We start from the raw sequence: 13,215 nt of genomic DNA, 5'->3' as shown, positions 1-13,215 counted from the left end.
CCGGACATGACGGGTCGGCAGGCACGATCCACGCGAACTCCGCGGCCGAGGTGCCGGCGCGACTCGCGGCGCTCGGAGCGCTTGGAGGCCTGTCCGGACCAGCGCTGGCGGCGCAGGTGGCGGCCTCGATCCACGTGGTCATCGGCGTCCGCCGCGGCCACGATGGCCGCCGCCATGTCGCCGAGATCGGCGTGGTCACCACGACGCGTGATGCCGCCGGACTCGACATTCGCGTCGAACCGGCGTGGGCTCTCGGAGCCGGCGACGCGGAAACGACCGCGGGCCGGAAGGTGCTGAATTCGCTGTTGCGTAATCGGCGCCCCGCCACAGCGAGTGCGGAGGCACGATGACGACGAACGCCTGCGCCCTGCTTGCCGCCGCCGTCCTCGCGTGGCCGGGGCCTGCGTCCGCTTCCCGCCTGCGTACCCTCGGCTCAGGTCCGCGTGCCGCGGTTCCGTTCGCCGCCGTGCGCGGGGTCGATTCGTCGTCGCTTGCCCTCGTCCTCGGGGCCGTCGCCTCGGTGTTGGCTCTCGTCGCCGGCGTGGGAGTCGGCCTCGTCGCCGGTGCCGCGATCGTCGGCGTGGCGCTGCGCCACGTTCTCCACGGCGAACGGTCCCATGCCCGCAAGCTCCGGGAGGACGAGGCCTGGGTCGGCGCGCTCGATTCGATCGTTTCCGCCCTCGCCTCCGGCGCCTCGATGGGCGCTGCATTGCGCGCCGCCCGGCACGGCTCCAGCGGCGCGGTGACCACCGAACTCGAACGGGCCGTCGCGCTCGACGGGCTTGGCGGCGACGTCGCCGGACTTCTCGCAGCATCCTCCGCGCTTCCGGCCAGGCGCCTCGGCCAAGCCGTCGCCCTGTCCACCGGGCACGGGTTACCGCTCGCCGATGTCGTGCGCCGAGCAGGGGAGGAGGTCTCCGAAACCAATCGCCACGCCGGCGAGATCGAGGCCGCTCTCGCCGGGCCGCGCGCCACGGCGCTAATCCTCACCGCGTTGCCCCTGCTCGGACTCGGGCTCGGCCACCTCATGGGCGCAGACCCTGTGGGCACGCTCGGCTCGGGGATCATCGGCGCGGCACTGGCGATAGTCGGTTCCGCCCTCATCGCCGCGGGCCTGCTGTGGACCTCGCGAATCATCGCGGGAGTGCGCGCATGAGCCCGGCCACTCTAGCGCTCCTCGCGCTTGCCGTGCTGGCGTGGCGCGGCGCACCGCGCGCCGCCGCGAGACTCGGCGAACGGGCGGTCCTCATCAACGGCAGCGCTTCCGACGACCCCGGTTTCACGGGCGAAGCGCTGCAAACGCCACAACGTGGTCGCGCCTCCTTGGTGCCTTCTCTGGCCGCGTCTATGCGACTCCTCGGCAACCTCAGTGCAAAGAGCGGACGACGTGCCCGCGATATTGCCCCTTCCCCGGACGATGCCTGGGCCGTGGACCTGCTCGCCGCAGCGTACGCCGCCGGGCTGGACACGGCCTCGGCTCTGCGAGCGGTATCGGCGGTCGCGGAGGGGCTGGCTGCGCAGTCGTTCGCCAGCGCTGCCGCGCACGTCGGGTTGGGGCAGGACGTCGCGGGCGCGTGGGGGCCGGAGAACGGGACGTCCGCCGTCATACCGCGCGTTCGTGAGGCGCTCGGGCGCAGCGCCGACTCCGGTGGCTCCGTGACAGATTCGCTGCGCCGCGCGGCGACGTGGTCGCGATCCCGCGCCGTCGCCAAGCGCCAGGCCGCAGCCGAACGGGCGGGCGTCCTCATCGCGGCACCGCTCGGCGCGTGCTTCCTGCCCGCCTTCGTCTGCCTCGGCGTCGCGCCGGTCGTCGTCGGCCTCGCCCGACAGATCCTGCCGGAGGTATTCGGATGATCGCCCGGCGCCCACGCTTCCCCCGCGGACCAGCCGCGGCGGGAATTACGAAAGGAAACGACAATGCCCACCACAACACCCACTACATCTGTCATGACGTCGGAGACCACAGCCACACCGCCCCGTCGCGCGCCCGTGCCGCCGACGAACCTGAGGCGGCGGCTGTCCCAGGCGATCACGCGGCGAGCGATTCTCGCCATCACAGGGGACGACGGGATGTCGACCACCGAGTACGCGATCGGCACCCTTTCCGCCGCGGCCTTCGCCGCGCTGCTGTACGTGATCGTCAGCGGGGACACCGTATCCGGGGCGCTGGAGGACCTGTTCGAGCGGGCGCTCAACACTTCCGTCGGGTAGCTTCGCTCGCGCCCGACGCGGGCATGGTTACGACCGAGGCGGCGATCGCGCTCGGCTCGGTCGTGGCCGTGCTCGCCATGGCGGTTGGTGGGCTCGCCGCGCTACTCACGCAGATTGCCGCCGTCGATGCGGCGCGCGAGGCCGCCAGAGTGGCGGCGGTGGCCGGAGTGGACGCGGGTGCCGATGCCGGCGTGGCCTCGCTCGGCGCAAAACCCGGCGAGGTGACGGTCGACTTTGATGGCACGTCCATGACCGCGATCGTGCGCGTCGACGCGCCGGGCGTGCCGCGCTGGGCCGGGATCGAGCTGAGTTCCGAAGCCGTGTCGCGCGCGGAGATGGGGGTTGGCGGATGAGACGAAAACCCGAGGCTCGGGATGCAGGGGCGATGACCACGTGGGCCGCTATCGCATGCGCGGCGCTCCTCATCGCCTTCGTCGGCCTCGCGCACATCGGTGCCGCGGTCGTCGCAAGGCACAGGGCTCAGTCGGCTGCGGACCTCGCCGCGCTGGCCGCCGCGATCGCGCTGCGTGACGGATTCTCCGCGTGTGACTCGGGCGGCGAGCTCGCGGCTCGCAACGGCGCCGTGCTCGCCGAGTGCCGGGAGGCGGGCGGCGGAGACGTCTACATAGAAGTAGAGGTCCCGGTGTTGTCGGCGTCGGCGACGGCGCGCGCAAGGGCAGGCCCGTGGGAAGGGACTACGGGATGACGGCGGCGGTGTGGGTCGCGCTGGCGGTCGGCATCGCGAGTGCCGTGATCAACACCGTGTCCGTCTGGTTCGTGTTCCGCACGGCTAGGCTGGCTCAGTTTCGCGAAAATTCTGACCGCGCATGGCGCCGCGCGACGTGGATGGTTCAACTTCTCGAATCGCCGGACACGGACGTTTCAGATGGTGGAATTGCGGTTCTCCGTGTTCTCGGCGAGGAGTATGTGGGCGGGCCTCGTAATGACGTTGACCTGGAAGACCGCAGGATTTTAGGTGCGCTGGTGACTAATTTGCTCAGCAAATGGGCTCTTGAGTTTTCTCATTCGCCAGAGGAAGCTTGAAATAGGGTGGGACAGGAACTTCGGAGTTCTCAATTGACGTGGAGCAATGATGGTCAGGTACAGGCGTTCTAGGCGGCGAAGCATCGTCGAGCGAATGACGGAAGACGACGCCCGTGCCTTCGCGCGGATCGTCGTGAAGAATAACGAAATCGATGGCGTGGAGACCGAGCAATGGGTCAAGGATCTCGCCGAGGGGCGCGAAATTACCCGTCCCATTATTCGCGAGGCCAGTTCCACCGAGTCCTAATTAAGGCGATATCGAAAATCGTTCCGCGTCCTCGCTACGCGGGCGAAAGCTCGCTTTCAACGACCCACTTGTGGTTGGTCATCTTCATTCCGTCCATCTCGAAATCGACCATGTACACCGTCTCGTCTGTCGAGCTCGCGATCGTTCCCTCGGCACCCTGCATCCCGGCCATGTGATCGGCGCCGATGGTCACCTTCGTGCCATCGGCGACCGGAGCCGCCGGCGGATCGACAAGCTCCTCCTGGACGACCCACTTGTGGTTCAGGACCGGGGCGCCACCATCGGTGGGAGTGTAATCCACCGCGTACGTGGTGGTCGTGAACGCACCGGTGATCGTCGCGGTGGCGCCCTCCATCCCTGGCATGTGGTCGGTATGCATGATGACCTGCGATCCCACCGGATACTGCGGGTTCGCAGCCGGCTCGATGCCCTCCGGGGCGGGCCCGCCGTCCGGGGAGTGCTCATGCTCCATCTCCATTCCGGAGTGATCGTGCTCGCTCTCCGACGACTGGCTCTCCTGCCCATCGGCGTGCGCGTGAGTCTCTTCGGCACTTGTGTGCTCGCCGTGCGATTCGGCCGGCTCCTCCGACGAACAGGCGGAAAGGGTGACGGCGGCGAGTGCCGCGGCGGCGGCCGCAGACATGATGCGAACGGGACGCATGGAAATCCTCCTCGAGTAGGGCAACGAATCCCACCCTACTCCAGTACCCCCTATGGGTATCAAAGCTTATTCGACAACGTCTCCGACACCCGCATCGCGAAGGCAGCCGACGACCTCCTGTAAGAGCCGAACCGCGCCTGCCTTATCCAGGGGGTTGTTGCCGTTGCCGCACTTGGGGGACTGCACGCAGGAGGGGCACCCCGACTCGCACTCGCACGAGGAAATCGCCTCGCGCGTCGCCGCGAGCCATGTCGCGAGCCGGCGAAAACCGCGCTCGGCGAAACCCGCGCCGCCCGCATAACCGTCGTAGACGAACACCGTAGGCAACCCGGTGTCAGGGTGCAGATCCGTCGAGAGCCCGCCGATGTCCCACCGGTCGCACGTCGCCACTAGCGGCAGCAGCCCGATCGCCGCGTGCTCGGCGGCGTGTAGCGAACCGGGGACGTCGGCCTCCTCGATTCCGGCCGTGCGCAACAGCTTCGGGGTCACCGTGTACATCACGGCTTTCGTCACCAGCGTCTGCGGCGGCAGGTCCAGCGGCGCAACCTCGAGGATTTGGCCATAGCGGTCCCGCCGCTCGAACTCCACGACCTGCGTCGTCACCTCCACCTCGCAGAACGACGCCTGAACCGGGCCGGCATCGAGAGTCTCGAGCTCGTCGATCAGGTCGAGCGAGACCTTCTCCCGAGCGCTCGTGGTCCACTCCGGATTCTCCGGCCGCACGATCGCCACATTGTCGACCAGATCGAGCTCGTCGACGACAAAGGACTCGCCCATATGCAGGTACAGCGCGCCCGGGTGGACCTGCGTCCTGGCGCGGCCGGTATCGATCGAGCCGAGGATCCGCCCGTCGGAACCGTCGACGATCGTCACCTGCGCGCCGCCGGTGCCGCGGATGTCGACCTCCGGATGCGGATCGCCCTCGTCGACCCCCGGGTACCATCCGGCGCGGCGCCTCCGCACGAGCCCACGTTCGGCGAGTGATTCGAGCACGCCAACCGCACCCCAAGACTCGGCCTCTGCGTGAGTCATCGGATACTCCGACACCGCGCAGCGCAGCTGCCCTTCGAGGAGCACCGGGTTCGCCGGGTCCGTCACCGTCGCCTCGACCGGCTTGCCGAGCAGAGCCTCCGGGTGATGCACAAGGTAGGTGTCGAGCGGGTCGTCGCGCGCGACGAGCACGACGAGCGAGCCCTGCCCTCGCCGACCGGCTCGGCCCGCCTGCTGCCAGAACGAGGCGCGCGTGCCGGGGAAGCCCGCGGAGATCACGGCGTCGAGGCCGGAGATGTCCACCCCGAGCTCCAGCGCCGATGTCGAGGCGACGCCCATGAGGCTGCCGTCGCCGAGCGCCTTCTCCAACGCGCGCCGCTCAGAGGCCAGATAGCCCGCCCGATACGCGGCGACCTTGCCTGCGAGCTCTCGCGATTCTGTTGCCGACAGCCCCAGGTCCAAGGGTTCCGAGCCCCACGGATCGTCGGGGGAGGGCGGACGTGCGGCGTCACCCAGCATTTCCTTGGTGCGCAGCGCGAGCGATTCCGCGCCGGCACGCGAGCGCACGAATGTGATCGTGTGCGCGCCCTGCCGCAACAGTGCCGCCATGATTCGCGCCGCATCGCTGGCCGCCGCTCGCCGCACCGGCGCCCCACCCTCGCCGAGACTGCCGGGCACGAGCGCGGGCTCCCACAGCGCCACCGTGCGCCCACCCTGTGGAGAACCGTCGTCTGTGACGGCGGAGACGCTGTGTCCCACCAGGCGAGAGGCGGCCTCGGCGGGGTCGGACGTCGTCGCCGAGGCGAGAACGAACGTCGGAGACGCGCCGAGCGAACGCGCGAGCCGGTCGAGCCGCCGCAGGATCAGCGCGACATTCGAGCCGAACACACCGCGGTAGGAGTGGCACTCGTCGACGATGACGTAGGTGAGATTGCGGAGCAGCCGCGTCCACGAGCCGTGCCGGCCGAGGACAGATAGATGCAGCATGTCGGGGTTGGTGACGATCCAGCGCGAACGCTCGCGGATAAAGCGGCGGGCCTCGGTCGGGGTGTCGCCGTCGTAGGTGGACGGCGCGATGTCGCGGAGCTCCGGTACGGCGTCGACGAGGGAGACCAGCGATTCGAGCTGGTCCTGGCCGAGTGCCTTCGTCGGCGCGAGATACAAGACGGTCGCCCGCGGGGAACGGGCCAGATCGCTGAGCGCGGGAAGCTGATAGCCCAGCGATTTGCCCGACGCGGTGCCCGTCGACACGACGACATGCTCGCCGGCGTGCGCCTTCTCGGCGACGGCGACCTGATGCGCGTACGGGATGCTGAGGCCGGCGGCGATGAGGTGATCCCGCAGGGCGGGAAGAACCCACTCCGGCCACTCCCCGAAAGTGGATGTCTGCGGGGGTAGATCGGCGACGAATGTAACGGGGTCGGTGTGGCGCGGCGTGGTCACCCGGAGCACGTCGTCGAGAAGCTCGCGGCCGAAGGTCGGCTCGGCGCCGCCGACACCGCCAGGAGAGTGTTCGTCCTGGTGGGGGAGGTTCGGCGGGGTCATGCGTCCAAGGTTAGCGCGGCGAGTGTGCGGTGCGTGAACCCGAATCCGTCGGCAGGCGCACGGCGCCGGAAAGGACGCGTGGCGGCCCCGAAACGGGGGATTCGGGGGCCTGCGGGGGCGTATCTAGAGTGAACTTCAGGAATTAGGGGTTTCGCTTTGCCAAACTTCATGTTCTACTTAGTTTCGGTCGCAGCTTCTGTGTCGGTACACCCCGCATGCAGGATCTCAAGATGCGGGTAGACGTATGTCGCTGGAGAGTTCTCGAGGGGGTTCTCCGCTTTTCTCGTTACACCTAATTCTGCCCGGCGCGGGAGAACCTAACGCGCGCCGTACATCAAGTTAGACGAAGGATTTAAGATAAGCATGGCACAGGGCACTGTGAAGTGGTTCAACGCTGAAAAGGGCTACGGTTTCATCGCCCCTGAAGACGGCTCCGCTGACGTATTCGTTCACTACTCGGAGATTCAGGGCAACGGCTTCCGCACCCTCGAAGAGAACCAGAGTGTCGAGTTCGAAATCGGCACCGGCCAGAAGGGCCCGCAGGCCATGGGCGTTCGCGCGCTCTAAAGGTCTCCACAACTTTCAGTCGAACCGCCCGGCACCTTCGCATTCGCGAAGTGGCCGGGCGGTTCGCTATTTTCCGAACTCCCGATTCCGCCGACGGATGCGCGCAGGCCGCGAGGAGGGCATGCTTGAGGTGTGTGCCTCATCGTCGTCGCCCGCCATGTCCATCCCGATTTTCCGCTGGTCGTAGCGGCGAACCGCGATGAGTTCTTCGGGCGCGACGCCGCCGGCCTGAATCGCTGGACGGATGCGCAGTTCGCCGAGGGGGTCGGCGCGACTCCGACGTCAGCCACAGACGGTGTCTCGCAGGGGATGACGCCGGAGGGGCTTGTCGCCGGGCGTGACTGCACCGCCGGCGGGACGTGGCTCGCGGTCGCGTCGGGCGGAAAATTCTCGGCGGTGACCAACGTGCGAGACGCGAGCCCCGCTCCCGCGGCGCTGTCGCGCGGACGGCTGCCCCTGCTCGGCGTCGCCGGCGAGATGCCCGACGATCTCGCCCCCTACGGCCCGGCGAATGTGCTGTGGGGCGACGCGGACCGGCTCATGTGGGCCTCCAACCGAGGCGAACCCGGCCCGCGCGAGGTGGGTGAAGGCGTGCATTCGCTGTCGAACGCCTCGCTCGATACGCCGTGGCCCAAGTCGGTGGCGGCCGCCAAGGCGGTGAGCGAAGTGCTGCGCGAATGGTCCGGCCCGGCGGCCGGTGACGAGGCACTCGGCGACCACGCCAGTCCGCCCGAAGCAACCCCGACCTGGGCGGCGCAGCTACTGCAACCACTTCTCTCGCGGGACCGCGCGGCGCTCGACGCGCTGCCCGATACGGGCATGCCCATTACCTCCGAGTGGTTCTTGTCCGCGCCGTTCGTGCGTATGCCCGGTTACGGGACCCGCTGTCAGACCGCCGTCGCCGTGGCGAACTCCGGCGCGGTGTCCATCGTCGAGCGGCGGTTCGATTCGACGGGATTCGCCACCGAAGTTCGCGAGGCGAGGGTGGAGGTGCGATAAAACAGCTGCTCAAAGCTCTAGACAAAAAAGTTGTTGACATGTCACCAAAAGGTGGGTAGGTTAATCCATATCGGCCCGCGAGGGTCGCCACAAAGTACAGACGCGATAGCGTCACCGAATCACATAGGAGAAAACCATGGCTGACTTTGAAGGACTTTCCGCAGGTACCTGGAACCTCGACGCCGTCCACTCGAACATCGGTTTCCGCGTTCGCCACATGATGGTCTCGAAGGTCAACGGCAACTTCACCGGCGCCGAAGGCTCCATCGTCGTAGACGAGAACGGCTCCGCCTCGATCAAGGCCACCATCGACGCCTCGACGATCAACACCAACAACGGCCAGCGCGACGAGCACATCCGCTCCTCGGACTTCTTCCACACCGCCGAGTACCCGACGATCGAGTTCACCTCGACCGATATCAAGTCCTCCGGTGAGGACGTCGAGGTCACCGGCGATCTCACGATTCACGGCAACACCCGCCCGGTCACCCTCCGGGGCTCCTTCTTCGGCGTCAACTCCGGTAGCGGCAACGATGTCGCCGGCTTCGAGGCCGAGGGCAAGATCTCGCGCAAGGAGTTCGGCATCGATCTCGAAATGCCGCTCGAGGGCGGCGGAACGGTTATCGGCGACCAGATCACCATCATCCTCGACGTCGAGGCAGTGAAGGCCTAGTAAAACCGACCGACGGTTCGCACCGGCGAGCGCCTCACAAAGTGCCCGGTCCCCATCTGCGGGGCCGGGCACTTTTGCGCGCGCAGCATGCCGCGGGAAGTAAAGTCGGGGCCATGCCGAATACCCCGGAATTGCGCGCCGAAGTCGCCGGAGTGGTCGCCGTGGTCGATACCGCCCGCGAAGGAGGCGCGGTCCGTCACGCGGTGTGGCACGTCGCCATCGCCCCTGACGACGCGGGTCCTCGTCTTCGCGGCGCCTGGATCGTCGGCGAGCGAGAAGAGCTCTCCGGGCTGATTCGCACACGGCCCGTGTGGGCGCTGTCCGCCGACGCGCAGTCCGCTGTGGCCGACGAGGCCGACTATCTCCTCGATGCCCCGGCCACCGATGGCGCCGTCGACGCCGCGATCGCCGCCCTCGACAACGCCTTCGCCGAGGAGAAGGCGCGCACCGGCAACAACTGGGTCACTCCCGACTGGTCGGTGTCTGCTCGCCTCGCCGGCGAGGACCAGGACTCGGAGATCGACGGGAACCTCGACGACGAGCTGCGCCGCCGGGTGCTGTGGCACGCGCGGTCGCTGGAAAACGTGGCAATCGCGTGGGCGCAGTCGCAGTCTCAGCGCACCTCGCGGCAGGGCAAGGCCGGATCGCGTGACTTCCTTCTCGCCGACGAGCTCGGCGGTCCGCACCCGGCGCCGCTGCCACTCGTCGCGCGCTAGTCGACCGTCCAGGTGTTCGTGCCGTTGAGCAGCCCCTGGAGGTCGCGGGTTTCCGCATTTTTCGCCTGCGCGACCTGCTCGCGCGCCTGGTCGTCGTAGGTCGGCCGCGTCACCTGCCGGATAATGCCGACGACGGTGTACTGCAGATCCTGCGAGCTCAGCGACGCGAGCGCTTGTGCGTAGCCGGGATCGTCGGTATGGGCGTCGTGGACGATGATGTCGGACTCGTCGACGTCGGCGGTGGCGCGCACGGCGAGGCCGAACCCCTGCTGGACGACGCACCACTGGTCCTCATCACCGAAGACGATCTTCTCGCCGTGGCGTACGTGGATGAGATGGTCGGAGGCCTCTTCCTTGCGTAGTACGTCGAACGAGCCGTCGTTGAAGATCGGGCAGTCCTGGAGGATCTCCACGAACGCGGTGCCCCGGTGCAGGGCCGCGGCCATGAGTACCTCGGTGAGCACAGGGCGGTCGGAGTCGAGTGCACGCGCTACGAAGCTGCCCTGCGCGCCGAGCGCGAGGGACAACGTGTTGAACGGGTGGTCGATCGAACCCATCGGCGTCGACTTGGTCACCTTTCCCTCTTCGGAGGTGGGGGAGTATTGCCCCTTGGTGAGCCCATAGATGCGGTTGTTGAACATGAGCACCCGCATGTTCACGTTGCGTCGAAGGGCGTGGATCAGGTGGTTGCCGCCGATGGACAGCGCGTCGCCGTCACCGGTGATGACCCACACCGACAGGTCGGGACGGGTGGTCACCAGCCCAGAGGCCAGCGTCGGGGCGCGCCCGTGGATCGAGTGCACGCCGTACGTCTCGAGGTAGTAGGGAAAGCGGCTCGAGCAGCCGATCCCGGATATGAACGCGACGTTTTCGCGCTTGATCCCGAGTTTCGGCAGAACCTGGCGGACCGTCGCGAGGATGACATAGTCCCCGCACCCGGGGCACCAGCGGACCTCCTGGTCGCTGGTGTAGTCCTTCGGCTTCATCGTTTCGTCGGATTTCGGCACGTCGGAGAGAGCGTCGAGCAGATCGTGGCCGACGAGGCTGTGTTGTTCGATAGTCATGGGAAGTGACCGTCCTGTTGTCGAGAAGGCGGGTGAGCTATCCGAGGGTCTGTCCGGCGTCGACGTAGTCGAATTCCGCGTCCCCGCCGTACGCGTTCGTCAGGCCCGGTCGGGGAGTCAGATGTACGGACTCCCCGGTGGTGGTGACGACGTCCTGTAGCGCACGCCGGTATTTCGCGTGCTCGGTATCGCGGAGCGTCCCGGCGAACTCGGCATCGATGGCCTCGGCAAGTTCCTCGCCGGTGAACGCGAGTCCGCGCACCTTCGTCACCGGTTGGATGTCGCCGTCGAAACGCGCCTTGAGCAGCATCGACAGCTGTCCCAGATTCATCTCGGGAACGATGATCCGGCTATAACCGGACAGTATCTCCGACAGGTTTCGCGGCATCGGGTTGAGGTAGCGCAGATGTGCGCGGGCGATGTTGTGGCCGCGGCCGCGCGCGGTCCGGACCGCCTCGCCGATCGGCCCGTACGAAGATCCCCAGCCGATAATCAGCGTGTCCGCGCCGTTCGGGTCATCGACCTCGAGATCGGGGATGTCTATCCGCGCCACGCGCAGCGCCCGCACGCGGGTCATCAGCTCGTGGTTCGGTCCGTGGTACGAAATATTGCCCGTGCCGTTGGCCTTTTCCAGGCCGCCGATCCGGTGTTCGAGTCCGGCCTCGCCGGGTACGGCCCAATTGCGCGCGAGCGTTTCGGGGTCGCGCGCGTAGGGGAGGAAATCCCCTGCGTCGTCGGACTCGGATGCTGCGGAAATGTTCGGGTCGATGTCGGCCAGACTTGCGGCGTCGGGGATCGCCCACGGCTCGGAGCCATTGGCTATGGCGCCGTCGGTGAGCACGAGGACCGGGGTGCGGTAGGTGACGGCGATGCGCGCGGCCTCCCGGGCCACCTCGAAACAGTCCGACGGGGACTGCGGCGCCAGGATCGCGACCGGCGATTCGCCATTGCGCCCGAACATCGCCTGGAGCAGGTCGGACTGTTCGGTTTTCGTCGGCAGGCCGGTCGAGGGGCCGCCGCGTTGAACGTCGAAGATCACCAGCGGCAGCTCGGTCATCACCGCCAGCCCGAGCGCCTCGCTCTTCAGTGCGAGGCCCGGTCCCGACGTCGTCGTCACCCCCAGCGACCCGCCGTAGGAGGCTCCGATCGCCGTGCCGATGCCGGCGATCTCATCCTCTGCCTGGAAGGTGGTGACGTTGAAGCCCTTGAGCTTGGACAGCTCGTGGAGGATGTCCGAGGCGGGCGTGATCGGGTACGAGCCGAGGAACACCGGCATCTTCGCGCTGACCCCCGCCGATACGAGGCCGTAGGCAGCTGCCATGTTGCCGGTGATCTGCCGATACGTGCCCGCCGGAAGTTTGGCAGGCTCGACCTCGAACTCGGAGGCGAACGCCTCGGTCGTCTCGCCGTAATTCCATCCGGCGCGCAGCGCGAGCAGGTTCGCCTCGAGGATGAGCGGCTTCTTCGCGAACTTTCCGGTGAGGAAGGCCTCGACACCCTCGACGCTGCGCCCGTACATCCACGTGAGCAAACCGAGCGCGAACATGTTCTTCGATCGTTCGGCGTCCTTCTTGCCGATATCCACGGACTCGACCGCGCCGATCGTCAACGAGGACATCTCGACCTCGTGCAGCTGGTATTGTTCCATCTCCGGCGAACCGAGCGGGTCGCCCTCGTAGCCGACCTTCTTGAGGTTTCGTTTGGTGAACTCGTCGGAATTGACGATGACGATCCCGCCGGCGCGCAGATCGGAGAGGTTCGCCTTGAGCGCCGCGGGATTCATCGCGACGAGCACATCCGGGCGGTCACCGGCGGTGAGAATGTCGTAGTCGGCGATCTGGATCTGGAAGCTCGACACCCCGTGCAGCGTGCCCTGCGGCGCGCGGATCTCCGCAGGGAAGTTCGGTTGCGTCGCCAGGTCGTTACCGAAGGATGCCGCTTCGGACGTGAATTGGTCGCCGGCGAGCTGCATTCCGTCGCCGGAATCACCCGCGATGCGGATGACGACCTTGTCGAGCTTGGTCTTCGTCCCTTTACCCACCTGGGTGCCTCCGAATCTGATCGCGCCACGCTGTGTGCGGCAGACCACAACGCTATCGCGAAACTGACACACGTTCTAGTTTTGTTCCACCGCCAAACCAACCAGCGGCCCGTGGCGCGTCGGGCGGTCGGTCGTTCCTCCTCGCGTATTGGATATGAGTTATGCCTCATATTCTAGCCCTCGTCGCACCCCAGGCTGTGCCGCTCGCGGCCAAGCGTATGACGTCGCCCGCTCGCTGTAATCCGTTTGACCTCGCAGTTTCCGGTTTTCCGGCGCCCACTCAAGCGCCCTTCCGCGGCAGGTTCGAGTGGGGTCGACGTTCACATTCGCCGCCCCAAACCCGCCAGGTATGACGCCGGAGGAGGCAATCTCCCAGGCGGGCGCAACTACCCCGCGCCTCAGCCGGCGGGGGCGGCGTATGGAGGTGTTTTCGGGCACGACGGCCCCGGTGCTCGGG

At 67.3% G+C, this 13,215-nt stretch carries 15 protein-coding genes and 1 pseudogene; 12 read left to right on the top strand and 4 right to left on the bottom strand.

Annotated elements, in window-relative coordinates; all coding sequences use genetic code 11:
• From K8V11_RS14020 to K8V11_RS13985, 8 genes and pseudogenes are all read left to right on the top strand, one after another.
• Positions 1 to 350: pseudogene (locus K8V11_RS14020) on the top strand (hypothetical protein); the annotation flags it as partial.
• On the top strand, positions 347 to 1,156 hold the full coding sequence (locus K8V11_RS14015; protein WP_303915557.1) for a type II secretion system F family protein: 810 nt from the start codon (positions 347 to 349) through the stop codon (positions 1,154 to 1,156). The pseudogene K8V11_RS14020 and the gene K8V11_RS14015, both read left to right, overlap by 4 nt.
• A complete protein-coding gene (locus tag K8V11_RS14010) occupies positions 1,153 to 1,854 on the top strand; it encodes a type II secretion system F family protein (RefSeq protein ID WP_303915555.1) in 702 nt (233 codons plus the stop codon). Before K8V11_RS14015 ends, K8V11_RS14010 begins: the two co-directional genes overlap by 4 nt.
• 162 nt (positions 1,855 to 2,016) lie before the next feature.
• Complete coding sequence (locus tag K8V11_RS14005; RefSeq protein WP_303915565.1) at positions 2,017 to 2,211, top strand: DUF4244 domain-containing protein; 195 nt, start codon at positions 2,017 to 2,019, stop codon at positions 2,209 to 2,211.
• A gap of 23 nt (positions 2,212 to 2,234) precedes the next feature.
• Positions 2,235 to 2,564, top strand: coding sequence for a TadE family type IV pilus minor pilin (locus K8V11_RS14000; protein WP_303915553.1), 330 nt, complete (start codon positions 2,235 to 2,237; stop codon positions 2,562 to 2,564).
• A complete protein-coding gene (locus tag K8V11_RS13995) occupies positions 2,561 to 2,917 on the top strand; it encodes an Rv3654c family TadE-like protein (protein ID WP_303915551.1) in 357 nt (118 codons plus the stop codon). Before K8V11_RS14000 ends, K8V11_RS13995 begins: the two co-directional genes overlap by 4 nt.
• Positions 2,914 to 3,255 (top strand): hypothetical protein, encoded by a 342-nt coding sequence (locus tag K8V11_RS13990; RefSeq protein ID WP_303915549.1) that lies wholly within the window; start codon positions 2,914 to 2,916, stop codon positions 3,253 to 3,255. Before K8V11_RS13995 ends, K8V11_RS13990 begins: the two co-directional genes overlap by 4 nt.
• Positions 3,256 to 3,349: 94 nt before the next feature.
• The gene (locus tag K8V11_RS13985; RefSeq protein ID WP_303915547.1) at positions 3,350 to 3,502 is read left to right on the top strand and encodes a hypothetical protein; all 153 of its coding nucleotides are present in this window, start codon (positions 3,350 to 3,352) and stop codon (positions 3,500 to 3,502) included.
• Positions 3,503 to 3,536: 34 nt separating this feature from the next.
• Here K8V11_RS13985 and K8V11_RS13980 read toward each other — a convergent pair whose 3' ends face one another.
• Both K8V11_RS13980 and K8V11_RS13975 read right to left on the bottom strand, forming a co-directional pair.
• Positions 3,537 to 4,163 carry a YdhK family protein gene (locus tag K8V11_RS13980; protein WP_303915545.1) on the bottom strand — a complete coding sequence of 209 codons (627 nt, stop codon included), beginning with the start codon at positions 4,161 to 4,163 and terminating at the stop codon, positions 3,537 to 3,539.
• A 66-nt stretch (positions 4,164 to 4,229) separates the two neighbouring features.
• Positions 4,230 to 6,698 carry a DEAD/DEAH box helicase gene (locus tag K8V11_RS13975; protein WP_303915543.1) on the bottom strand — a complete coding sequence of 823 codons (2,469 nt, stop codon included), beginning with the start codon at positions 6,696 to 6,698 and terminating at the stop codon, positions 4,230 to 4,232.
• A 363-nt stretch (positions 6,699 to 7,061) separates the two neighbouring features.
• Here K8V11_RS13975 and K8V11_RS13970 point away from each other — a divergent pair, with 363 nt between their 5' ends.
• The 4 genes from K8V11_RS13970 to K8V11_RS13955 all read left to right on the top strand — a co-directional run bounded on the left by K8V11_RS13970 (position 7,062) and on the right by K8V11_RS13955 (position 9,653).
• Positions 7,062 to 7,265 (top strand): cold-shock protein, encoded by a 204-nt coding sequence (locus K8V11_RS13970; protein WP_075844804.1) that lies wholly within the window; start codon positions 7,062 to 7,064, stop codon positions 7,263 to 7,265.
• A 132-nt stretch (positions 7,266 to 7,397) separates the two neighbouring features.
• A complete protein-coding gene (locus tag K8V11_RS13965) occupies positions 7,398 to 8,264 on the top strand; it encodes an NRDE family protein (protein WP_303915541.1) in 867 nt (288 codons plus the stop codon).
• Positions 8,265 to 8,400: 136 nt separating this feature from the next.
• A complete protein-coding gene (locus K8V11_RS13960) occupies positions 8,401 to 8,937 on the top strand; it encodes a YceI family protein (RefSeq protein ID WP_303915540.1) in 537 nt (178 codons plus the stop codon).
• Between the two features lie 113 nt (positions 8,938 to 9,050).
• Complete coding sequence (locus K8V11_RS13955) at positions 9,051 to 9,653, top strand: hypothetical protein (RefSeq protein WP_303915539.1); 603 nt, start codon at positions 9,051 to 9,053, stop codon at positions 9,651 to 9,653.
• Here K8V11_RS13955 and K8V11_RS13950 read toward each other — a convergent pair.
• Positions 9,650 to 10,717, bottom strand: a complete 1,068-nt coding sequence (locus tag K8V11_RS13950) for a 2-oxoacid:ferredoxin oxidoreductase subunit beta (protein WP_303915538.1) — start codon at positions 10,715 to 10,717, stop codon at positions 9,650 to 9,652. The genes K8V11_RS13955 and K8V11_RS13950 overlap by 4 nt on opposite strands.
• Positions 10,718 to 10,754: 37 nt before the next feature.
• Positions 10,755 to 12,758 carry a 2-oxoacid:acceptor oxidoreductase subunit alpha gene (locus tag K8V11_RS13945; RefSeq protein ID WP_303915537.1) on the bottom strand — a complete coding sequence of 668 codons (2,004 nt, stop codon included), beginning with the start codon at positions 12,756 to 12,758 and terminating at the stop codon, positions 10,755 to 10,757.
• Positions 12,759 to 13,215 lie beyond the last annotated feature (457 nt).

This window comes from Dietzia timorensis (genome assembly GCF_020742175.1).
GTDB classification, from domain to species: domain Bacteria; phylum Actinomycetota; class Actinomycetes; order Mycobacteriales; family Mycobacteriaceae; genus Dietzia; species Dietzia timorensis_A.
This window is presented reverse-complemented; position numbering and strand designations above follow the sequence as displayed.

Excerpts from the sequence above, each read along its gene's own strand:
- K8V11_RS13950 (WP_303915538.1), bottom strand. The coding sequence starts at position 10,717 with ATGACTATCGAACAACACAGCCTCGTCGGCCACGATCTGCTCGACGCT.
- K8V11_RS13960 (WP_303915540.1), top strand. The coding sequence starts at position 8,401 with ATGGCTGACTTTGAAGGACTTTCCGCAGGTACCTGGAACCTCGACGCC.
- K8V11_RS14000 (WP_303915553.1), top strand. The coding sequence starts at position 2,235 with ATGGTTACGACCGAGGCGGCGATCGCGCTCGGCTCGGTCGTGGCCGTG.
- K8V11_RS14015 (WP_303915557.1), top strand. The coding sequence starts at position 347 with ATGACGACGAACGCCTGCGCCCTGCTTGCCGCCGCCGTCCTCGCGTGG.
- K8V11_RS13970 (WP_075844804.1), top strand. The coding sequence starts at position 7,062 with ATGGCACAGGGCACTGTGAAGTGGTTCAACGCTGAAAAGGGCTACGGT.
- K8V11_RS13985 (WP_303915547.1), top strand. The coding sequence starts at position 3,350 with ATGACGGAAGACGACGCCCGTGCCTTCGCGCGGATCGTCGTGAAGAAT.
- K8V11_RS14010 (WP_303915555.1), top strand. The coding sequence starts at position 1,153 with ATGAGCCCGGCCACTCTAGCGCTCCTCGCGCTTGCCGTGCTGGCGTGG.
- K8V11_RS13955 (WP_303915539.1), top strand. The coding sequence starts at position 9,051 with ATGCCGAATACCCCGGAATTGCGCGCCGAAGTCGCCGGAGTGGTCGCC.
- K8V11_RS13995 (WP_303915551.1), top strand. The coding sequence starts at position 2,561 with ATGAGACGAAAACCCGAGGCTCGGGATGCAGGGGCGATGACCACGTGG.
- K8V11_RS13975 (WP_303915543.1), bottom strand. The coding sequence starts at position 6,698 with ATGACCCCGCCGAACCTCCCCCACCAGGACGAACACTCTCCTGGCGGT.
- K8V11_RS13980 (WP_303915545.1), bottom strand. The coding sequence starts at position 4,163 with ATGCGTCCCGTTCGCATCATGTCTGCGGCCGCCGCCGCGGCACTCGCC.
- K8V11_RS13990 (WP_303915549.1), top strand. The coding sequence starts at position 2,914 with ATGACGGCGGCGGTGTGGGTCGCGCTGGCGGTCGGCATCGCGAGTGCC.